22 protein-coding genes are annotated in these 21,293 nt (G+C 59.7%); 14 read left to right on the top strand and 8 right to left on the bottom strand.

The annotated features are described in order from the left end of the window. Nucleotides 1-3 precede the first annotated feature (3 nt). From ACIY1O_RS09280 to ACIY1O_RS09255, 6 genes are all read left to right on the top strand, one after another. The gene (locus ACIY1O_RS09280) at nt 4-1,059 is read left to right on the top strand and encodes a PDDEXK nuclease domain-containing protein (protein ID WP_397474814.1); all 1,056 of its coding nucleotides are present in this window, start codon (nt 4-6) and stop codon (nt 1,057-1,059) included. Nucleotides 1,060-1,062: 3 nt separating this feature from the next. Continuing rightward, complete coding sequence (locus ACIY1O_RS09275; protein WP_397474813.1) at nt 1,063-1,506, top strand: SprT-like domain-containing protein; 444 nt, start codon at nt 1,063-1,065, stop codon at nt 1,504-1,506. A 127-nt stretch (nt 1,507-1,633) separates the two neighbouring features. Further along, entirely contained in the window at nt 1,634-2,605 is a 972-nt protein-coding gene (gene dctP, locus ACIY1O_RS09270) for a TRAP transporter substrate-binding protein DctP (RefSeq protein ID WP_397474812.1), read from the top strand. Between the two features lie 36 nt (nt 2,606-2,641). Then, a complete protein-coding gene (locus ACIY1O_RS09265; protein WP_397474811.1) occupies nt 2,642-3,154 on the top strand; it encodes a TRAP transporter small permease in 513 nt (170 codons plus the stop codon). A 15-nt stretch (nt 3,155-3,169) separates the two neighbouring features. Then, nucleotides 3,170-4,483 (top strand): TRAP transporter large permease, encoded by a 1,314-nt coding sequence (locus ACIY1O_RS09260; protein WP_397474810.1) that lies wholly within the window; start codon nt 3,170-3,172, stop codon nt 4,481-4,483. Nucleotides 4,484-4,574: 91 nt separating this feature from the next. Next, nucleotides 4,575-5,498, top strand: a complete 924-nt coding sequence (locus ACIY1O_RS09255) for a complex I NDUFA9 subunit family protein (protein ID WP_397474809.1) — start codon at nt 4,575-4,577, stop codon at nt 5,496-5,498. A gap of 35 nt (nt 5,499-5,533) precedes the next feature. On the opposite strand, the gene ACIY1O_RS09250 is transcribed toward ACIY1O_RS09255, so the two are convergent. The 4 genes from ACIY1O_RS09250 to ACIY1O_RS09235 all read right to left on the bottom strand — a co-directional run bounded on the left by ACIY1O_RS09250 (nt 5,534) and on the right by ACIY1O_RS09235 (nt 9,800). After that, nucleotides 5,534-6,973, bottom strand: a complete 1,440-nt coding sequence (locus tag ACIY1O_RS09250) for an NAD(P)(+) transhydrogenase (Re/Si-specific) subunit beta (protein WP_397474808.1) — start codon at nt 6,971-6,973, stop codon at nt 5,534-5,536. Then, complete coding sequence (locus ACIY1O_RS09245; RefSeq protein ID WP_397474842.1) at nt 6,970-7,281, bottom strand: NAD(P) transhydrogenase subunit alpha part 2; 312 nt, start codon at nt 7,279-7,281, stop codon at nt 6,970-6,972. Before ACIY1O_RS09245 ends, ACIY1O_RS09250 begins: the two co-directional genes overlap by 4 nt. Then, on the bottom strand, nt 7,281-8,399 hold the full coding sequence (locus ACIY1O_RS09240) for a Re/Si-specific NAD(P)(+) transhydrogenase subunit alpha (protein WP_397474807.1): 1,119 nt from the start codon (nt 8,397-8,399) through the stop codon (nt 7,281-7,283). Before ACIY1O_RS09240 ends, ACIY1O_RS09245 begins: the two co-directional genes overlap by 1 nt. A 117-nt stretch (nt 8,400-8,516) precedes the next feature. Further along, entirely contained in the window at nt 8,517-9,800 is a 1,284-nt protein-coding gene (locus ACIY1O_RS09235; protein ID WP_397474806.1) for a bifunctional O-acetylhomoserine aminocarboxypropyltransferase/cysteine synthase, read from the bottom strand. 291 nt (nt 9,801-10,091) lie between these two features. Between ACIY1O_RS09235 and ACIY1O_RS09230 the strand changes: the two genes are divergently transcribed. Next, nucleotides 10,092-12,707 (top strand): AsmA family protein, encoded by a 2,616-nt coding sequence (locus ACIY1O_RS09230; RefSeq protein ID WP_397474805.1) that lies wholly within the window; start codon nt 10,092-10,094, stop codon nt 12,705-12,707. Between the two features lie 44 nt (nt 12,708-12,751). On the opposite strand, the gene ACIY1O_RS09225 is transcribed toward ACIY1O_RS09230, so the two are convergent. From ACIY1O_RS09225 to ACIY1O_RS09215, 3 genes are all read right to left on the bottom strand, one after another. After that, on the bottom strand, nt 12,752-13,006 hold the full coding sequence (locus ACIY1O_RS09225) for a YfhL family 4Fe-4S dicluster ferredoxin (protein ID WP_397474804.1): 255 nt from the start codon (nt 13,004-13,006) through the stop codon (nt 12,752-12,754). Between the two features lie 213 nt (nt 13,007-13,219). Continuing rightward, nucleotides 13,220-13,723: a pantetheine-phosphate adenylyltransferase gene (gene coaD, locus ACIY1O_RS09220; RefSeq protein WP_397474803.1), complete on the bottom strand. Its 504-nt coding sequence runs from the start codon at nt 13,721-13,723 to the stop codon at nt 13,220-13,222. After that, nucleotides 13,720-14,343 carry an RsmD family RNA methyltransferase gene (locus tag ACIY1O_RS09215; protein WP_397474802.1) on the bottom strand — a complete coding sequence of 208 codons (624 nt, stop codon included), beginning with the start codon at nt 14,341-14,343 and terminating at the stop codon, nt 13,720-13,722. The genes coaD and ACIY1O_RS09215 overlap by 4 nt, the downstream gene beginning before the upstream one ends. A 53-nt stretch (nt 14,344-14,396) precedes the next feature. Here ACIY1O_RS09215 and ftsY point away from each other — a divergent pair, with 53 nt between their 5' ends. After that, nucleotides 14,397-15,776: a signal recognition particle-docking protein FtsY gene (ftsY, locus tag ACIY1O_RS09210; RefSeq protein WP_397474801.1), complete on the top strand. Its 1,380-nt coding sequence runs from the start codon at nt 14,397-14,399 to the stop codon at nt 15,774-15,776. Between the two features lie 108 nt (nt 15,777-15,884). Here ftsY and ACIY1O_RS09205 read toward each other — a convergent pair whose 3' ends face one another. After that, a complete protein-coding gene (locus ACIY1O_RS09205) occupies nt 15,885-16,832 on the bottom strand; it encodes a CYTH domain-containing protein (RefSeq protein ID WP_397474800.1) in 948 nt (315 codons plus the stop codon). A 256-nt stretch (nt 16,833-17,088) separates the two neighbouring features. On the opposite strand from ACIY1O_RS09205, the gene ribBA reads away from it, so the two are divergent. The 6 genes from ribBA to ACIY1O_RS09175 are packed head-to-tail and all read left to right on the top strand — an operon-like array spanning nt 17,089 to nt 21,290. Beyond that, entirely contained in the window at nt 17,089-18,252 is a 1,164-nt protein-coding gene (gene ribBA, locus ACIY1O_RS09200; RefSeq protein WP_397474799.1) for a bifunctional 3,4-dihydroxy-2-butanone-4-phosphate synthase/GTP cyclohydrolase II, read from the top strand. 14 nt (nt 18,253-18,266) lie between these two features. Further along, nucleotides 18,267-18,797, top strand: coding sequence for a 6,7-dimethyl-8-ribityllumazine synthase (ribH, locus tag ACIY1O_RS09195; RefSeq protein WP_397474798.1), 531 nt, complete (start codon nt 18,267-18,269; stop codon nt 18,795-18,797). Further along, entirely contained in the window at nt 18,742-19,284 is a 543-nt protein-coding gene (gene nusB / locus ACIY1O_RS09190; protein WP_397474797.1) for a transcription antitermination factor NusB, read from the top strand. Before ribH ends, nusB begins: the two co-directional genes overlap by 56 nt. Before the next feature lie 23 nt (nt 19,285-19,307). After that, nucleotides 19,308-20,261, top strand: a complete 954-nt coding sequence (gene thiL, locus ACIY1O_RS09185; protein WP_397474796.1) for a thiamine-phosphate kinase — start codon at nt 19,308-19,310, stop codon at nt 20,259-20,261. A gap of 4 nt (nt 20,262-20,265) precedes the next feature. Then, nucleotides 20,266-20,790, top strand: a complete 525-nt coding sequence (locus tag ACIY1O_RS09180; RefSeq protein ID WP_397474795.1) for a phosphatidylglycerophosphatase A family protein — start codon at nt 20,266-20,268, stop codon at nt 20,788-20,790. Next, the gene (locus ACIY1O_RS09175) at nt 20,787-21,290 is read left to right on the top strand and encodes a CinA family protein (protein WP_397474794.1); all 504 of its coding nucleotides are present in this window, start codon (nt 20,787-20,789) and stop codon (nt 21,288-21,290) included. The genes ACIY1O_RS09180 and ACIY1O_RS09175 overlap by 4 nt, the downstream gene beginning before the upstream one ends. Nucleotides 21,291-21,293: the final 3 nt, after the last annotated feature.

The raw sequence follows: 21,293 nt of genomic DNA, 5'->3' as shown, positions 1-21,293 counted from the left end.
CACATGACCAACAAACCGATCTCCCTCGCCTCCGCCCCACAAGACTACGCAGACTGGCTGGCTGAACTGAAAGGCCGCATTCATACGGCGCAGCAGCGTGCCGCACTGGCGATCAATCGGGAACTGGTAGGGTTGTACTGGCAGATCGGCCGCGACATTCTGGCGCGGCAGGCCATGCAGGGTTGGGGGGCAAAGGTGATCGATCGGCTGGCACATGACCTGCGTGCGGCCTTCCCAGAGATGAAGGGGTTTTCGCCGCGCAACCTTAAGTACATGCGCGCGTTTGCGGAGGCTTGGCCGGATGAATCAATTGTGCAAGAGGTGCTTGCACAATTGCCTTGGTATCACCAGTTGGCCCTGCTGGACAAGCTGCCCGGCCCTGAAACGCGTCGCTGGTATGCCGCCAAGGCCATCGAGCATGGCTGGTCACGCAACGTGTTGGTGATGCAGATCGAGTCCCGCCTGCTGGAGCGCAGCGGTTCTGCCATGACGAACTTTCCGGCCACCTTGCCCGCACCGCAGTCTGGCTTGGCCATCGAGTCGCTGAAGGATCCGTACCGCTTCGATTTTCTGGGTCTGGGCGAGGAAGCACAGGAACGCGAGATCGAAAATGCACTGGTGCAGCACGTCACCGAGTTTTTACTGGAGCTGGGCGCAGGTTTTGCCTTCGTTGGCCGTCAGTTTTTGCTGAACGTGGGCGGTGATGAGTTTTTCATCGACCTGCTGTTCTACCATCTCAAGCTGCGCTGCTACGTGGTGATCGAACTCAAGGGGGGTAAATTCAAACCTGAGCACCTGGGGCAGTTGGGTTTCTACCTTACGGCGGTGGACACACAAGTGAAGCATCCAGACGACGGCCCAACCATTGGCATGCTGCTGTGCAAAGGCAAGAACAAGGTGGTGGCTGAATATGCATTGCGCAACAACGCCCAGCCGCTTGGCGTCGCCGAGTATCAACTGGTTGAATCCCTGCCCGCCGAATTGCAGACCAGCTTGCCTAGCATTGAGCAGATCGAGCGGGAACTGACAGGTCATGCCAGCGACGACGTGAAGGAGTGAAACTTGACTCATGCCGCGCTCCCAGCGCAACAGCCAGAACCGCGTGGCGCGGCTATGGACCACCGGCGTATCACCCTGAACGTTCGTCCTGGAGCCGATACAGGCAGACGGGAAGCCATCTACCGACGCTGGCAACGATCCTTGTTGCACGAAGCGATTCCGCCTTTGATTGCGCATTGGGAACAACGCATCGGAGTGAAGGTGGAAGGGTGTTTTTTACAGCGCATGAAAACCAAGTGGGGCAGTTGCAATCATTTGCGGGCTCACATTCTGCTCAATGCGGAGCTGGTCAAAAAGCCCCGTGACCTGCTCGAATATGTAATCGTGCATGAGATGATTCATCTGATCGAGCCGACGCACAGTGAGCGCTTCATCATGCTGCTGGAAAAATACTATCCAGCTTGGCGGGAGGCTCGTGCGGAATTGAACTCCCTTCCGCTGGGGTAAGCAGTCTGAGACACTATTGGCGACGTAAAACGTTTACTAAACTTGGGGCAAGCCCTAAGTGGCACGCTTATTTTTTTCGTGCAACAATATATTAGTTGAAACATAAACTATTCTCGGAGATAACCCCATGAAAATGCTTACCAAGCTAGCCGGGGCGGCCCTGGCTGTCGGCGCACTATTCGCGGCAGCCCCAGCCAGCGCAGACGAAGTCGTGCTGCGCGCTGTCAGTTCATTCCAACAAGGTTCGCTTATCGAGCGTCCGTTTGCCCGCTTTGTTGAGAAGGTCAACGCCGAAGGCAAGGGCTTGGTAAGAATCAACTACATGGGCGGGCCTTCGGCCATGCCGCCTTTCGAGGTCGGCAACTCGGTTTCTTCGGGCGTCATTGATATGGCGTTTGTAACCGCAGCGTTCTACACCAACCTGTTGCCTGCAGGCGATGGCCTGAAGCTCACCGAGCTCTCCATTCAAGAACTGCGCGAAAACGGCGGCTGGGAATACATCAACGAGCTGCACAATAAAAAGATGAACAGCTGGTACCTGGCTCGCACCGGCGACGGCAACCCATTTCATCTGTATGTGAACAAACCGGTCGAAAAGGCCGATCTTAGCGGCCTTACCCTGCGCGTAACGCCCGTTTATCGTGCGTTCTTCGAAAAGCTTAACGCCAGCAGCATTCAAACACCTCCCTCCGAGGTCTATACCGCACTCGAGCGCGGCGTAGTCGACGGCTACGGCTGGCCCATTCAGGGCGTGCTCGACCTGGGCTGGCAAGAGGTCACCAAGGCTCGCGTCGACCCCGGTTTCTACACTGTCGACGTCAACGTCTTGGTCAACCTCGACAAATGGAAGTCGCTCTCCGACGAGCAGCGCGAATTCCTGAACAAAATGGCCATTTGGCTCGAATCCACCAACGCCGAGAATGCCGAGATCAACAAGGAAGAAGCCAAGAAGCAGGCTGATGCCGGCATGGTCGTGTACACCATCGAGGGCGAAGAGCGCGAGAAATGGCTTGACACTGCTCGCGAAGCCGGTTGGGAACAGGTCATCAAGGCCGCACCCGACGACGGCCCGCGCCTGCGTGAACTGCTTACCAAGTAAAATTAACTTTTCGTTCCGGCTTTATTCAGGATACGCATGACGGCGTCAAATTTATTAATCGTGCGGGCCTACGATTCATTAATCGGAGGCCTGGCCGTCATCGGGGGGGCGATCTTCGGGTTAATGGCCTTTTTTATCGGCGCCGACGTGGTGGCACGCAACATGTTCGGCGGCGGCCTGGCCTGGGTGATCGAAACCCTCGAGTACGCCATGTATATTGCGACCGTCTTCGCAGCACCTTGGGTGCTTCGCGAAGGCGCTCACGTTTCCGTGGACGTTGTCACGGGCAACCTGCCCGAGCGCCTCAGGCGCATGGTCAACACCTTCGTTAACCTTTTGGGCGCGGTCATCTGCTTCATCATCTGCTACTACAGCACCATTGCCACGGTGGCGGCATTCAACCGGGGCAGCATGATCTACAAAACCTTCACCATCCCCGAATGGTCCATCAACGCCTTCGTGCCGTTTGGCATGCTCTTGGTGACCATTGAATTCCTGCTTCTTATGCGCAAAGAGTTTCGCCTTTTGTCGCACGCTTCCGCCAGTTAACCAGACACCCTCCCAATGGATTGGATTTCCTCACTGCTGTTGCTGACAGGATTACTCATCTTCCTGCTCATGCTGGGCCTGCCGGTCGCAGTAACCTTTTTTGGCGTCAACGTCATAGGCGCCTTTGTATTTCTTAATGGCGAGATAGGCCTTATCCAAATGACCCGCAACGTGGTCACGGCCATCACCCATTACAGTCTGGCGCCTATCCCGCTGTTCATTCTCATGGGCGAAATCCTGCTGCATTCAGGCATGGCTTTCAAGGCCATCGATGCAATCGAACGCTTGATCAGCCGGGTGCCCGGCCGCATGGCGGTGGTTACAGTGGCGGCGGGTACGGTGTTTTCGGCGCTGTCCGGCTCCAGCATCGCCAACACGGCCATGTTGGGCCGCTCGCTGCTGCCTGTCATGCTCAAGCGCGGCTATCACACCACGCTTGCCATGGGGCCCATCATGGCCACGGGCGCCATAGCCATGCTCATACCGCCTTCGGCGCTGGCCGTGCTGGTGGGCAGCCTGGCGGGCATGTCCATTTCGCGGTTGCTGCTGGCCGGTATTATCCCCGCGTTGCTGATGGCCTTCCTGTTCTTTGTCTACATCATTGTGCGGGCAAAGCGCCGGCCTCAAGACGCACCACCCGATGAACCCGTGCAGCGCACGCGCTCCGAACGCTGGCTTCCTTTCCTGATCTACGTCGTGCCGCTTTCAGGCATTCTTATTGTGGTGGTGGGGTCGCTGGTCTTGGGCGTTGCAACGCCCACCGAGTCTGCCGGGCTGGGGGTAATCGCTTCGTTCCTGGCTGCGCTATGCTATCGCAGCCTTACCTGGCAGGGCATTAAAGTAATGCTGGCGGAAACCGGCAAGACCAGCACGATGATTCTTTTCATCATCATGGCATCCACCACCTTCAGCCAGATTCTGGCGTTCTCCGGCGCCACCAGTGGCGTGGTCTCGGTGGTTACCAGCCTGGGCGCCGATCCGCTGACAGTCTTGGTCATGATGATGATCGTCCTGCTTATTCTTGGCTGTTTCGTCGACCAGGTCAGCATGGTGATGATCACCGTGCCGCTGTTCATACCTATTGCAAATGCGGTGGGCATCGACCCGATCTGGCTGGGCGTCATCTACCTCATCACGATGGAGATGGGCTTCCTGACCCCGCCGTTCGGCTTGCTGCTGTTTGTCATGAAGGGTATTGCGCCGCCCGATATACGCATGTCGGTCGTATACAAGGCGGCCGTGCCATTCTTGGCAATCGAGATGTTCGTGTTGATCCTGGTCGTGTTCTTTCCCCAGATCAGCTTATGGCTGCCTAGCCTGATACGCTAAACAAAGGGGGCTGCAAAGCCCCCTTTAGCTTGCACGTAACCGCGTCTCGGCCGAAAATGGCTCTATGACGTGTGTACAGCGGGGGGGTGGGATGCGCGTGTTGGTCATCGGCGGTACCGGGTTCATCGGGCAGCATCTGGTAGCCCAGCTCGTCAAAGAGGGCCATGTGGTGCATGTGCCCACGCGCCGCTACGCCAAAGGGCGCGATCTACTGGTGTTTCCCGCCCTTACTCTTTTCGAAGTCGATGTCCACGCCGACGCCGATCTCGAGAGTCTGCTGGCCCACGTAGATGTAGTGATCAATCTTGCCGGTGTCTTGCACAGTAAGCGGGGCAAGCCCTATGGGCCGGAGTTCGAACGCGTCCATGTCGAGCTTCCGCGTCGTATCGCGGCGACATGCCGCAAAATGGGTGTGCCGCGGCTACTGCATGTCAGCGCCCTGGGTGCCGACGCACAAGGCCCCAGCGCTTATCAGCGTTCCAAGGCGGCCGGCGAGGCGGCGTTAAAGTCTGAATTCTCTGCGTATCCCGAAGGCAACTACACAATTTTCAGGCCTTCGGTTGTCTTTGGCCAAGAAGACAGCTTCATGAATCTGTTCGCAAAGCTGGCGCGTTGGCTGCCTGTAATTCCACTTGCACAAGCGAAAGCTCGTTTGCAGCCGGTTTATGTTCGCGATGTTGCAAGGGTAATGGTTAACTCGCTCGAAAACTCGCTCACTTACAGAAAAACCTATGTCGTTGCAGGTTTGTCGCAGTACAGCCTGGCCGAGCTTGTGAGCTTGGCGGCGCGCTGGAGCGGCCGGCCGCGGCCTGTGCTTGCGATGCCCCGGTTTATTGGCTACCTGCAAGCCATGTTTTTTGAGTTATTGCCGGGCCAACCCATCATGTCGCGAGATAATCTAGATTCTTTGCGGGTCGACAACACAAGCGACGAGCGCATGGCGCCCGAGCTCGGGGTGGTGCCCACGCCACTTGAGTCGGTTGCGCCCATCTACTTGCGAAAGCGCAAGCCGTAACTGGCAGCTCGCCGCTGGGCAGGCTGCCTGAAACCCTAGTCCACCGCCTTGACCATGTCTTCAAGCACCTTCTTGGCGTCGCCGAATACCATCATGGTCTTGTCCATGTAGAAAAGCTCATTGTCGAGGCCGGCATAGCCTGCCGCCATGGAGCGCTTGTTGACGATAACCGTGCCGGCTTTGTAGGCCTCTAGAATGGGCATGCCCGCAATGGGCGATTGCGGGTCGTTTTTGGCGGCGGGGTTGACCACGTCGTTGGCGCCCAGTACCAACACAATGTCGGTCTGCGAGAATTCGCCGTTGATGTCGTCCATCTCGAAGACCTGGTCGTAGGGCACTTCGGCCTCGGCCAGCAGCACGTTCATGTGACCCGGCATGCGGCCGGCCACGGGGTGGATGGCGTATTTGACCGTGACGCCTTTTTCGGTGAGTTTTTCAGCCAGCTCTTTGAGGGCGTGCTGGGCGCGCGCCACCGCCAAGCCGTAGCCCGGCACGATGGTTACGGTTTCGGCGTTGCTCATCAAGAAAGCCGCGTCATCAGGGCTGCCCGATTTAACGCTGCGCTGCTCTTGCGAACCGCTTTGAGCCGGGCCGCCTTCCGAGCCGAATCCGCCAAGAATCACGTTGAAGAACGACCGGTTCATCGCCTTGCACATGATGTACGACAAGATTGCGCCTGACGACCCCACCAACGAGCCCGCAATGATGAGCATGGGGTTGTTGAGCGAGAAGCCGATGCCCGCCGCCGCCCAGCCCGAATAGCTGTTGAGCATGGACACCACCACCGGCATGTCGGCGCCACCGATTGGAATGATGATGAGCACGCCCAGGATGAACGCCAGCACCGTCATGATGATGAAGGGCGTCCATTGCTGGGTGAACATGAACCACAGGCCGCAGGCCAGCATGAAAAGGGCCAGCAGCAGGTTGAGCATGTGCTGGCCCTTGAAGACCACCGGCGCGCCCTTAAACAGCCGGAACTTGTATTTGCCCGACAGTTTGCCAAAGGCGATGACCGATCCCGAGAACGTGATGGCGCCAACAAAGGTTCCAATGAATAGTTCGAAACGGTTGCCAATGGGCAGGCCTTCGCCTTCGGCGGCAATATTGAAGGCGTGCGGCTCGGCCACGATGGCCACGGCGATGGCCACCGCCGCCAGGCCGATCATGCTGTGCATGAAGGCAACCAGCTCGGGCATTTTGGTCATTTCGACCCGCTTGGCCATGACGGTGCCGATGACGCCGCCGATAAGCAGGCCAAGCACGATCCAGCCCAGCCCGGCTGCGGTTGCGGTTGCGCCTTCAGACAGACTGACGATCAGCGCGGCGGTGGTCAGCACGGCGATCGCCATACCGACCATGCCAAAAACGTTGCCCCGACGCGAAGTGGTTGGATGAGAAAGACCCTTGAGCGCCTGGATGAAGCAAATGGACGCCAGCAGGTAGAAGAAGGTGACGAGATTGATTGAAATCACGATTTTCCTCCGGCCTTCTTTTCTTTCTTCTTGAACATCTCGAGCATGCGCCGTGTGACGAGAAACCCCCCGAATACGTTGACGGCGGCCAGCGCCACCGCAAACACACCCATGAAACGGGCCAGGTTGCCTTCAGTGAGGGCGGCGGCCAGCATGGCGCCTACGATCACGATGGCGGAGATGGCGTTGGTGACCGCCATCAGCGGCGTGTGCAAGGCCGGCGTGACGTTCCAGACGACGTGGTAGCCCACATAGACGGCAAGCACGAAGATGATGAGGTTGAGCAGGGTTGGGTTGATGGCGTCCATCATGCGCTCCTGAGTACATTGCCGTCGTGGGTCATTAGGCAGGCCGTGACGATTTCATCCTCGCGTTGTATGGCCAGCCCGCCCTCGGCGTCGGTGATCAGCTTTAGGAAATCGAGTACGTTGCGTGCATACAATGCCGAGGCGTCGGTGGCCACCATGGCCGGTAAATTGCTGTAGCCCACCAAGGCCACGTCGTGCTTGACAACGACTTTGTCGATCTCGGACAGCGGGCAGTTGCCGCCGCGCTCGACCGCCAGGTCGACAATAACGGAGCCGGGCTTCATGGCCTGCACGGTTTCCTCGCTGATCAGCGTGGGGGCGGGGCGTCCGGGGATAAGGGCTGTCGAGATGACGATGTCGGCCTGTTTGCAGCGCTCGGAAACCAGCGCAGCCTGGCGCGCCATCCATGCAGCCGGCATCGGTCTGGCATAGCCGCCCGCGCCTTGAGCGATTTCACGCTCTTCGTCGGTTTCGAAAGGCACCTCGATGAACTTGGCCCCCAAGGATTCGACCTGCTCTTGCGCGGCCGGCCGTACATCCGAGGCCTCGACCACAGCACCCAGGCGTTTGGCGGTGGCGATGGCTTGCAAGCCGGCGACGCCGGCGCCCAGCACGACGACACGCGCCGCCTTGAGCGTGCCCGCTGCCGTCATCATCATGGGAAAGATGCGCCCATATTGATTGGCGGCCAGCATCACGGCCTTGTAACCGGCCAGGTTGGCTTGTGATGACAGAACATCAAGGCTTTGGGCGCGGGTGATGCGCGGGGCCGCCTCGAGGGCGAATGAGGTGAGGCCGGCCTGAGCCAGCGCGGCGAGGCCTTCTTGGTTGAAGGGGTCGAGCATGCCTACCAGTACCGCGTCGCGCTTCGTGTGGCCCAGTTCGGCCGACGAGGGGGCGCGCACCTTCAATATCAGCTCGGCGCCCAAGGCATCCTGGGCGTTGCCGACCGTTGCCCCCACATCGGTATAGGCCTTATCAGGATAGCTGGCCGCAAGGCCGGCCTTGGTCTCGATGACGACGCTGTGCTTGCCCGCAATGTATTTTTTGACGGTTTCTGGCGTTGCGGCGACGCGAGTTTCGCCCGCCGTGCTTTCGCGCGGAATGCCGATCAGCATGATGTTGTCTCCCCGGTTTTTCTGGCTTTTGCTGCGTGTTTTTTAAGCGTTAACTATAACCGAAGCGAAGGGCCCGGCCGCGAGAGAGAGTTTTCGGCCGGGCCCGCGGTGGCTGGTCTAGCCTTTGCTGGCTTCCAGCGCCTGCGAGATATCGGCCAGAATGTCGTCGATGTGCTCGATGCCGATCGACAGGCGGATCATGTCTTCACCGACTCCGGCCGAGGCGAGCTCTTCGGGGCTGAGTTGGCGATGCGTGGTGGAGGCCGGATGGCAGGCCAGCGACTTGGCGTCGCCAATGTTCACGAGCCGCAGAATAAGCTGCAAGGCATCGATGAAGCGCGCGCCCGCCTCGAAGCCGCCCTTGATGCCGAATGACAGGATGGCGGCCGGCTTGCCGCCCATGTCGAAGTATTTTTTGGCCAGTTCGTGCTCGGGATGGTCGCTTAGGCCGGCGTACTGCACCCAGCCCACCTGCGGCTGGGCCTTGAGAAACTCGGCCACTTTTTGCGCGTTCTCGACATGGCGTTCCATGCGCAAGGACAAGGTTTCAATGCCCTGCAAAATAAGGAAGGCGTTGAATGGCGATAGCGCTGCTCCGGTATTGCGCAAAGGAACGACGCGGCAGCGGCCGATGAAGGCGGCCGGGCCCAGGGCCTCGGTATACACGACCCCATGGTAGGAAGGGTCGGGCTCGTTGAGCATGGGAAAGCGCTGCTTATGCTCGGCCCAGGGGAATTTTCCGGAATCGACGATGGCCCCGGCTAGCGTCGTGCCGTGGCCGCCCATGTATTTGGTTAGCGCGTGCACGACGATATCGGCGCCATGTTCGAACGGACGGCACAGGGCAGGGGAGGCCACGGTGTTGTCGACGATTAACGGCACGCCATGACGGTGGGCGGCATCGGCCAGCGCGCGGATGTCGACCACATTGCCGGCCGGGTTGCCGATGGTTTCGCAGAACACGGCCTTGGTGTTTTCGTCGATAAGCGCCTCAAGGGCCGCGATATCGTTATGAGGCGCAAACTTTACCGTAATGCCTTGACGTGGAAACGTATGGGCGAACAGATTGTAGGTGCCGCCATACAGCTTGCTGATCGAGACGATGTTGTCGCCCGCCTGGGCGATGGCCTGTATGGCGTACGTGATGGCCGACATGCCCGAGGCCACCGCCAGCGCGCCCACGCCGCCCTCGAGCGCGGCGACGCGCTCTTCAAGGATGGCGTTGGTGGGGTTGGTGATGCGGGTATAGATATTGCCGGCCACCTTAAGATCGAACAGATCGGCCCCGTGCTGTGTGCTGTCGAAAGCGTACGAGGTGGTCTGGTAGATGGGCACGGCCACCGATTTGGTGGTGGGGTCGGGCTTATAGCCGGCGTGTACGGCAAGAGTTTCTAGTTTCATGCGTGTTCTTTATGGACGGAAATGGAATCGGTGCTGCATGGCGGCGGAAGCGCACGGTTTACCATACCGATTGGAAACCTCGCTATGGAAGATGAACCGAATCGGGCTTTGTGGGTCTTATACGAAAACTATAAGATAGCGTATTTGCAACTGTTAAATTACAGCTGCTAAAACTCATGTTGAAAATTTCGTTGAACGCGCCCGCAGCCTTGCGCTGATCGGGTAGGTTAGCATTCACTATATCGATTGTGTCATACGCTGGGGTAAACCCCAGCTTCTTTGAGGTAGCAAATGAAAGTTGGGCTCAGACGTGTGCTAACGGGCATAGCCGCACTAGTGGTCCTGGCACTGGGAGCCTTGGCAATTTTCCTATGGACCTTCGACCCCAATGCCTACAAGGGCAAGTTCGAAGAGTTCGTCCACGACCGCTATGGCCGCACCCTCTCTATAGAAGGTGACATCGAACTGTCGCTATTTCCCCGTATCGGCCTGTCGGTGCAAAACGTCTCGCTGTCCAATCCGGATGCACCTGACGATTTGTTCGCATCCATGGACAGTGCGCGGCTTGCGGTCGCCATCTGGCCCTTGCTGTCCAATCGCTTTGTCGTGGATCACGTGGCAATCAGCGGCTTCAAGGCGTGGATTCGTCGCGACGAACAGGGTGAATACAATTTCCACGACCTGTTCGAAGGTGTGGCAGGTCCATCCGAGCCAATTGCCTTAGCTCCAGACCCGGGCCCCGCTGCCGAGCCGGAGCCTTCGGTGGTGGTCGTTAAAGAAGCTTTCGCCCAGCCCTTGACCGAAGGCGGCACACTGCCTGCGCGGCCCCGCAAAGAAGCAGCACTACATGTCGATATTGCGGGCCTCGAGCTAAAAGGCGGAGAAATTCATTACCTGGATGTCAAGCGGGCCAAGGCGGCAAGGCTGGTCAATTTGCAGCTCAATACGGGCCGCATGACCTTCGACCAGCCTTTCGATGTTTCCATGCGGGGTGCGCTGCAGGGCGAAGACCCGCGCGCCGATGCAACCATTGAGGGCCAGGCGCTCGTCAAGATCGACCCATTGCTTGAAACCTATTCTGCCCAGAAGCTGAATGTACAGCTTAGCGGCGCAGTGGGCCCGCTGGATGCCAAGACGGTCACCCTGCGCGGTAATTTCGCCTACAACGGCTATTCGCGCATGCTTGACGCCAGCGGGGTCGAAATGCTGGTGCAGGGAGCCGTTCAGGGAAACCGCAGCATCCAAGATCTGAACGCCACATTGACCATGCCACGCCTAAAGGTCGACCAGACTCATTCCGAGTTCAATATCCAGAGAATGTCGTTGCGCGCGACGGGCACGATGCCGGACAAAACATTCGACGTGGCGTTTGATGCTCCGCGTCTGTCGATCTCGCCCGAAACGGCGGATGGCGAGCCAGTGGCGGGCACTGTAAAGCTAGAGGGCAGGCAAACGGTGGGGCTGGCGCTAAGCATGAACGGGCTTGGCGGCAATGCCTGGAATCTTTCCCTGAAAGAACTGAAGGTCGACGGCAACCTCAAAGACGGCGAGCACGTGATGCTTGTCAATATGTCCACCCCCGTGCAATGGGACGTCATCAACGAGAAAGGCACGTTCTCGGCCATCAGGGGCGATGTCGCCATCCAGAATACCGAAGAACCCGCCAATACCTTTGAATTCCCCCTTATCGGCAGCTTGCATGCCGATCTGATGAAGGACGAAATAAGCAGTGAAATCAACGCGGTGCTAAACGGTGCTCCGTTGAATTTCAATTTGAAGGCAACCAATCTGTCCGACCCCAAGCTGCAGTTCGCCTTGCAGGCTGAGATGCTGGATTTCGACAAACTTCTTCCGGCGCCTAAACCAGCGCCCGCCGCCGAGCAGCCCGACGCCGAAGAAGCCGACAAGACCGAGCAAGCCGCCGAGGCACAGAACGAAACCCCCGACAAGGCCGAAGCCCAGCCTTCGCCCATCGATCTGACTCTGCTCAACAATATCGATGTCGAAGGCACGATCAAACTGGGCGGGTTGAACATAAGCGGCGTCGAGGCCACCGATTTCAACATGTCGGTGGCGGCGCGCGACGGCAAGCTAAACCTCAGCGGGATATCCGCCAAGCTTTACGATGGGTCGCTTGTCGGCACGTTCAGCGCCACTTCCCGGAACCAGTTCGCCGGCAAGTTCGATCTGACACAGGCGTCCATGGGGCCTTTGGTGCGTGCGCTCAGCGGCAGCGACCGCCTTAGCGGCAAAGGCAATGTGGCCATTGACCTGAAAAGCGAGGGCTCAACCCCTGCCGCCTTGAAAGGGGGCCTAAACGGCAGCGCGAGTTTGCAGCTGCGCGAGGGCGCCATCCGGGGTATTGATCTCAATCAAACCTTGGCTCAGGTAGGAGGCATCCTCACCACTGTGCTTGGCGGCGAAGGCCCCAGCCTTCCCACCGCATTCAACTTGGGAAGCCGCACCAGTTTTGATTCGCTGGATGTTTCGTTGGCTATCAAGAACGGCGTGGCAGACGTTCGAAAGCTTGATTTGCGGTCTCCCTTGCTGCGCATCACGCAAGGCAAACCGGCCAGCATCAACCTGGTTCATAACAGTCTTGATCTGTTGGCCAATGTTCGGGTGGTCCGAGCCGGAGACGATAGTGTCAATTTGTCCGCTCTTCGGGGCATGACCGTGCCAGTGCGATTCGCAGGGCCGCTCAATGGCCCTCGCATCGACGTTCAGTGGCAAGACATGGGCGGCAGCCTGGTCAAAGACGCCATCCAAAGGGGGCTGACGGATTTGGTTGGCGGGCAAGGCAACGCCGATCCTGCTTCGGCAGCTGAACCGAACCCGGCCGCGCCGCTGGTCGAAGACCCGGTAAAAAGCCTGGGCAAGACCCTGAAGGGCTTGCTCGGGGGTTAGAAATTCGCCCAAAGGTTGAATATGCAGGCGTCGTTGACGCGGGGTTAGGCCGGAAGCCCGGCCAGGCGCTGGAATTTGCTCATTAGCGTGTCGGCGTCTTCTTTATGTGCCGGGTCTATCTCGATGCACTCTACCGGGCACACCACCATGCATTGGGGTTCTTCGTGGTGCCCGACACACTCGGTACAGAGATCGGGGTTGATCTCGTAAATTTCAGCGCCCATGTAGATGGCGGTGTTCGGGCATTGGGGCTCGCAGACATCGCAATTGATGCATTCGTCGGTGATACGCAACGCCATGGTCGTTCCTGCTGTCAAAAGTAAGGTCGGGCATGCCGCCCGTCGGCGTGTTTGAATAGCCGCGCCTTATGGGCGCCATAATGCCGGGCCGCTGGGTAGGGCCCGGGATGAAGGAAGTTCCATTTTAGTCTTGTTGGGCGATCTAAGCCAACGCGCGTCGGTTTCCGTGGCTAACCACGGTGACTGCCCGGCGTTCGGCTTGGCTTTCGCTGCTTAGGCGTTGGGCTGAGACTCGCGTATCGCTTTGGCTTTTTCGTGCAGCCAGCGCTCGACCGACGGAAACACGAACTTGCTGACATCGCCGCCCAATATGGCTATTTCGCGAACTATCGTGCCGGAGATAAACTGATACTGGTCGGAAGGCGTCATGAACAGGGTTTCCACCTCGGGCAGCAAGTGCCTGTTCATGCCGGCCATCTGGAATTCGTATTCGAAGTCGGAAACCGCACGCAGGCCACGCACGATCACGCGCGCATCCTGCTCGCGAACGAAATCCTTCAGCAGCCCGGCAAAGCTCTTGACCTCGACGTTGGGGTAGTGGCCCAGCACCTCTTGGGCGATCTCAACCCGTTCGTCGACTGTGAAGAACGGCCTCTTGGCCTGACTGTGGGCTACCCCAACAACGACATGATCGAACAGGCTGGCGGCGCGACGGACCAGATCTTCGTGACCACGGGTGAGGGGATCGAATGTTCCTGGGTAGACGACGGTTATCATGAGGCTTCCGTTGGGAAAGAGGTTGCAGAGGACGAAAAAGAGGGATTATTGTCTTTTTCTTGCGGTGCAGCAAACTGGAGCAGGCCGAAATGCACATGCCCGGCCTTGCTTTGGCGAACAACCGTGTATTGCGGCGGTATGTCGGGGGGCGCTTCGGACTCAATGTATATCAGCCCGCCCGGCGTTAGAAATTCGGGTATTTGCCCCCATAACCGCTCGAGCCAACTTTGTCCAAAGGGCGGGTCAAGCAACACCAGATCATAACGCGTGGCGTCCAGGCGACGGGCGACTATGGATGCATCCCCGGCGTGTATACGCACGTTCTTGGCGCCGAGCTTGGTGCGCAACGCTCGCAAGGCTGCTGTGGCCGCAGGGTTGTTCTCGACCATTTGAACGTGAGCGACACCGCGTGATGCCGCTTCGAAACCCAAGGCGCCGCTGCCTGCGAAAAGGTCCAATACCTGCTTATCGGAAAACTGCCCGCCCCACAGATGGTGCAGCCAATTGAACAGCGTTTCGCGCACCCGGTCGGGCGTTGGACGCAAGCCTGCCGCCTCGATCACTGGAATTGGGGTGCGCCGGTAATCACCGCCTACAATACGGACGATATGTTTTTTCATGTTGATGTGGGTTGCCGTACCGCTCAAAGCCATTTTTTACTAGTGTAAAGCCTATGTTCAGTTTTTTTAAAAGAAAGAAGGCGCCTGAAGCCAAGCCAACTGCTGAAGAGGCGTTGCTCGACAAAGGATCGGAGCATGCTGCGCCGCCTGCCGAGAATGAGGCTGGGGAGCATGAGCGCGCTGCTTCCCCCGGTATCGAGCAAGCTCAGGTCTCAGGCGCCGTTGAGGCGAGCGTGGACCAGCAGGCGGCGGAAGATGCGGCGCGCTTGAGTGCCGCCCGGGCAGAAGAGGCACGCATCGAAGCACAACGCGTCGAAGCCGAACGGGTCGAGGCCGAGCGCGTCGCGGCAAAGGCTGCGGAGACAGAGCGCATCCGGGCGGAGCAGCTTGCAGCGGAGCGGGCCGGGGCGCAGCGTATCGAGGCGCAACGCGCCGAGGCCGAGCGCGTTGAAGCTGAACGAATCGAGCTAGAGCAAGCGGAAGCCGCCCGCCAGGCGGCCGAGTCGGCTCCGGCGTCGGCCAAGACATCGTGGCTGTCCCGCCTGTCGAGCGGGTTGTCTCGCACGGGGCAAAGCATTAGCACGCTTTTCGTAGGCGTGAAAGTCGATGAGGCGCTTTTCGAAGAGCTTGAAACTGCCCTGATCATGGCCGATGCCGGGGTGGAAGCCACTAATCAATTGCTGACGGCTTTGCGCGCCAGGGTGCGCAAGGAAAAAATCACCGACGCCGCCAAGGTAAAGGCTGTTTTGCGTGAAGTATTGGCCGAGCATCTGGCCCCCCTCGAGAAGCCTTTCCCCATCGACCAAGCGTCGCCGCTGGTTGTCATGATCGCTGGTGTCAACGGCGCCGGCAAGACCACATCCATCGGCAAGCTTGCCAATGCATTCCAGCGCCAGGGCAAGAGCGTTTTGCTGGCCGCCGGTGATACGTTCCGCGCGGCTGCGCGCGAACAGCTAATCGCCTGGGGTGATCGCAACAACGTAACCGTCATCGCCCAGGACGGCGGCGATCCCGCCGCGGTGGCGTTCGATGCGGTAAATGCCGGGCGTGCGCGCGCCGCCAACGTAGTGATGGTGGATACGGCCGGCCGTCTGCCCACCCAGCTTCACTTGATGGAAGAACTCAAGAAGATCAAGCGAGTCATTGGCAAGGCCGATGGCCAAGCTCCTCATGAGGTGTTGTTGGTGGTGGACGGCAATACCGGACAGAACGCCATCTCGCAGATTCGCGCGTTTGATGCGGCCATCGAATTGACCGGTTTGGTTGTGACCAAGCTTGATGGCACAGCCAAAGGAGGCGCGCTGGCTGCGGTGGCGGCCGGCAGTCAGGGCGTCCGGCCCGTGCCCGTATATTGGATCGGTGTGGGCGAGGGCCTGGAAGACCTCCAGCCTTTTGTTGCGCGCGAGTTTGCCATGGCCGTTGTTGGAGATTGACATTGCCTGAGTCGGACTGCCCGCAGACTGACCCAGAAACAACCCCGAATCATTATGAAACCCCAAGGCGCCATGAAACCCAAGGGCCGGGCAAGGCTTGTGCCCGTCTCAGGCGCCGCTGGTTTCCAGCCTTTCAGAGTCGCCCAGGTGAACGAGCTGTTTCAATAAGCCAAGCAGTATCAGTTGGAATTCAGGCCCTGCGGCAATGGCTTGTAATTGGTCGGGACGCTTGCGGGCGAGCGCTTGTGCAATGGGCGGCTCGATGTCGGGGGCCAGGGCCGGATACCGCTTCCAGCAAGCGCGCAAGCGCCGGATACCCAGTTTCAATTGATGAAGCTGTGCGGCGCGGTCTTCGTCGCTGACGTTTCGCGCATCGACGCCGGCAAGCAAAGAGGCGTTGGCCATGATCTGCACCAGGCTTTCGCCCACATGGGCGATGTACCGTTCGGACACCGTTGCATTAGCGGCCACGTTAGGCCGCTTTGCGCGGCGAGCCTCGAACAGGGCCGGCGGCATGGCCGCCGCCGTTGCGGGGGCGGGCTCCAGATCGGCCAGCCGGTCGCCGCGCTGGGCCTTGCTGCGTATTTCGAGGATGAGGCCGTGCCTGGATAGCCACTCTTGTGCCAGGTCGAACAGCGCGCTCATGTCGCCCGACACCAGTTCAAACTCCACCTCGCAAACAGGAAGCGTCCAGCCCTGGGCAAGGATGGCGCCCTCGTCATAGGCGATCTCGATCAAGGTGCCGTCCCGCCCAGCCTGTGCGACCAGTCTTTGGACGTCGGTCTCGTAGCGGACCTTGAGCGGCTCATTGAGCTTGGCGAAGAAATTCGCCAGCGGGCCCTCTTTGTAAAGAGTGAGATCGATCTGGGCGTGTGGGCGCGGGTGGTTGATTTCGATGCGGGAAAGCGGGTCGTGACCAGCCGCCTTCAAGGTTTGCACCCATTGGCCGCCTTCGCGGCGTACACGAAGTGCGATGCCGGCCCGGGCCAGGGCTCGCGAAGCGGTATCAAAATAGAGGGCGCGCAGGGCAATGCCATGCGCCTTTTTGCCGTGCATGGCCGCTGCAATTCCAGCCTTGGCGGCGCTTGGGACGTACAGGCAGAGTTCTCTTTCCATTGGCCAATAATACCCGCGTACCATTACAGCAAGAGCGGTTTCTTCATTACAGCAAGAGCGGTTTTTTTCCGGTGCGGGCGGGGCGGCTTCCATGCGGGGGCCGCACGCTGCACGTTTAGCCGGTTCAGGCGACAATACGGGATAATCCGCCTCATCCTGGCGTTAAAATGAACGGTCTTTCATTGAGTCTTTTGTCATGAGCAATTTATCCGAGGCGCACCCCGATAGCGCGCAAAGCTACGATATCGCGCCCGTTCCGGAAATTATCGCCGAACTGCGTGCCGGCCGCATGGTCATACTGGTCGACGAAGAAGATCGCGAGAATGAGGGCGACCTGGTCCTGGCCGCCGAGTACGTCACGCCCGAGGCCATCAACTTCATGGTCACCCATGCTCGCGGGCTGGTGTGCCTTACGCTTACCGAAGAGCGCTGCCAGCAGCTTGATCTGCCCCTTATGGCCAGCCGCAATGGGGCCCGTTTCGGCACTAATTTCACGCAGTCCATCGAAGCAGCAGAAGGTGTGGAAACCGGCATATCGGCGGCCGACCGCGCCCGCACCATTCAAGTGGCCGTAGCGCGTAACGCCAAGCCATCCGACCTTGTCCAGCCCGGCCATATCTTTCCGGTGCAGGCAGTTCGGGGCGGCGTGCTGGTGCGCGCCGGCCACACCGAGGCGGGTTGCGACCTGACCGCACTGGCCGGGCTTACCCCCGCAGCCGTCATCTGCGAGATACTCAAGCCCGACGGCACAATGGCGCGGCTTCCCGACCTCATGGTTTTTGCGCGCGAGCATGGCCTCAAAATAGGCACCATCGCCGACCTCATCCAATACCGCAGCGAACACGAATCCATGGTCGAGCGCGTCAATCAGCGCAGCCTGCTCACCCCTTGGGGCGAGTTTCAGGCCATTGCTTATCGCGACCTGGCTTCGGGCGCGCCGCACCTGGCGCTGGTGCACGGCGATATTTCGCCCGATTCCGAGGCCCTGGTCCGTGTGCATGAGCCCACCACCATGCTCGACATTTTGTCGGCCGATCCCACCGCCCATAGCTGGACAGTGCCCAGCGCCATGAAAGCCATCGCCGCCGCGCCCGCCGGGGTGATGGTACTGCTCAATTGCCATGCCTCGGCCGATTTGCTCTTCGATCAGTTCGATGCCTGGAACAAGCCTGTTCAGCCTACTGCCGCGGCAGACGGGCAGCGCTTCGATCTCCGCACTTATGGCATTGGCGCCCAGATACTTCGCGATCTCAACGTCGGCCGGGCTCGTCTGCTGGCGCGGCCCCGAAAAATGCCCAGCATGGCAGGCTTTGCCCTGACAGTGACAGGTTACGATAGTGAACCCACCCCTTCCGACTAAAAGGAAATCCAGACATGAACCCTTATACCTTAACGCCAGATCTAAACGGAGAAGGCCTGCATTTGGGCATTGTCCGCGCGCGCTTCAATGAAGAGATCGGCCTGGCCGAACTGGATGCTTGCCTGGCCGAATTGGCCGAACTGGGTGTTGACGAGCGCGACGTCATGGTGGTCACGGTTCCCGGCGCGCTCGAGATGGGTGTGGCGCTGGCGCAAATGGCTGAAACCTTCGAGTTTGACGCCCTTATCGCCCTGGGCGCGGTAGTGCGCGGTGAAACCTATCATTTCGAGATCGTCAGCAATGAAAGCGCTGCCGCCATCAGCCGCGTCGCGCTAGAAACCGGCATCCCTGTCGCCAACGGCGTGCTTACCACCGAAACCGAAGAGCAGGCCAACGCGCGTGCCGCGGAAAAAGGACGCGACTGCGCCCGTACGGCGGTTGAGATGGCCAATCTGGCGGCGGCGCTCGAACCCGAGATCGACGACGAGGATGACGATTACGACGAAGACTTCGACGACGAGGACGAAGATTTTGACGAAAAGTAAAGCGGCGGGTGGTGCAACCCGCGCCAATACTCGCAGTGCGCGCCGCCGGGCGCGCGAATTCGCCTTGCAGGGCGTATACGCCTGGTTGTTGCGGGGCGACGAAGGTTTGCAGGAAGCAGGCGCAATCGACGCTCATCTGCGCGACGACGAAGAGTTCCCCGAAGCGGATGCCAACTGGTTCAAGACGCTGCTGCACGGTGTGCTGCGCGAGGCTCCCACCTTGCGTGAACGTTTTGCTCCCTATCTCGACCGGCCGCTCGAAGAGCTTTCGCCCATCGAGCACGGCATTTTGCTGATAGGCAGTTACGAGCTTATCCATCACGTTGAAGTGCCGTACAAAGTAGCCATCAACGAGGCGGTCGAGCTGGCTAAATCGTTTGGCGGCACCGATGGCTTCAAGTTCGTCAACGGCGTACTCGATCGCATGGCGGCCGACGTTCGTTCTGCCGAGGTGGAAGCCGCGGCGCGTCAACGCAGAGGCGGCTAGCGCCTCGCGTGGCAGGACGGCCATTGAACGAATTCGACCTCATCCGACGCTTTTTTTCTCGTCCTGTCCCCCCTGGTTATTTGGGCGGGGGCGACGACTGCGCCCTAATGCCCCTCGATGCGGGCAAACAGCTTGCCATCAGTACCGACCTGCTCATTGAGGGCCGGCACTTCCTGCCGGGCGCCGACCCGGCCGGGTTGGGACACAAGGCCCTGGCTGTCAATATTTCCGATCTTGCAGCGATGGGAGCCAAACCGACAGGCTGCGTGCTGGCATTGTCGCTTCCCGACATAGACGAGGCCTGGCTAGCTGGTTTTTCCGAGGCCTTCTATCGCCTCTCCGACGAGACTGGGTGCCCCCTGATAGGCGGGGATACCACTCGAAGCGAAAGTATTGTCATCAGTGTCACCGTGTTCGGACAGGTTGACCCCGCGCTGGCCCTGCGTCGCAATGCCGCCCGGCCGGGAGACGAAATCTGGCTTACCGGCACATTGGGCGCCGCGCACGTAGCGCTTCAACTGCTTACCGGGGCCCTGCCCGAGCATCCCGCTTTGCTGGCCGCAACGAGGCCGGCGCTCGAGCGCCCCAGCCCGCCCTGGCAGTTTGCGCAGGGCCTGCCAGGCTTGGCGCACGCCGCGTTGGATATCTCCGATGGCTTGCTGCAAGACCTGGGCCATATTCTGAAGGCCAGCGGCTGCGGCGCCACCTTGCGTTATGCTGACTTGCCGGTACATGCCGCGTTGGCGTCGCTGGACGAATCCATACGTCGTGAAGCTGTGCTGGCGGGCGGCGACGTTTATCAATTGTGCTTCACGGCCCCGGCCAAGCACCGCGACGAGATCGAACGGTTGGCCGATAAGCTGAAGGTTCAAGTGAGCCGTGTCGGTACGATAGACGAAGGCCGGAACTTGACGGTTCGGGATAGCGCCGGCGAAATTCTTCCCTTGTCCTCCCGGGGATTTGATCATTTTTCCTGAGCAGATGCCTACTATTCCACCTGAGTCTTCCGGCGCCGGCCCCGCACAGTCCTTGACGCTTAAATGGGTTTTCCGTTCTCCGGCCCGCGCCGTAGCCTTCGGCCTGGGCAGCGGCCTGCTGCGTCCGGCGCCAGGCACCTGGGGCACTGCCCTGGGCTGGTTGCTGTGGGTTCTGGTCGTATCGCGGCTGTCTGATGTGGGTATCGCCGCCGTATTGGCAGGGTCGTTCGCGTATGGTTGCTGGGCATGCCACAAGGTCGGAAAGGAATTGGGCCGGGCCGACGACAGCGCCATGGTGTGGGACGAAATCGTGGCCTTCTGGCTCGTGCTATGGCTGATGCCTGAAGAACTTGGCATTCAGGCCGTGGCATTCGTCATCTTCAGGCTGTTCGACATAATCAAGCCGCCGCCCATCCGGTACTTTGACAAGAAATTCAAGAACGGCCTGGGGGTCATGTGGGATGATATTCTCGCGGCGGCCTATAGTTTGCTGGTATTGGCTGTACTGGTACGCCTGGAGGTCTTATGAGCACCGATCAAACCCTCGACGCAGCACGACAACTGGGCAAGCTGTTGTCCGACCGCAACGGGATGCTGGCTTGTGCCGAATCATGCACCGGGGGTCTGCTCAGCGCCGCGATCACCGACGTGGCGGGGTCCAGCCAGTGGTTCGAGCGCGGGTTTGTCACCTACAGCAATGCGGCCAAGATAGAGCAGTTGCGAGTCAGTGTCGATACGCTCGAGCGTTTCGGCGCGGTCAGTGAAGAAACCGCCATGGAGATGGCCGGCGGCGTGCTTGATGCAAGCCATGCCCAGTTCGCCGTGTCCACCACCGGCATCGCGGGCCCCGGCGGGGCGGTGCCAGGCAAACCGGTAGGCATGGTGTGTTTTGGTTTTGCCCAGCGAAGCGGGCAAGGCATCACGACGCGGGCGGTCACCAGGGTGTTCGATGGCGATCGCGCCCAGGTGCGTGCCCAGGCGGTATTGTTCGCGCTGCACACCGCGCTGGACATCATTCAGCCCCAGTAAGCG

The sequence above is a fragment of the Pusillimonas sp. genome, assembly GCF_044464525.1.
Classification (GTDB): domain Bacteria; phylum Pseudomonadota; class Gammaproteobacteria; order Burkholderiales; family Burkholderiaceae_B; genus Pusillimonas.
Note: the sequence above shows the minus strand (reverse complement) of the source record. Positions and strands in the feature narration are given on the sequence as shown.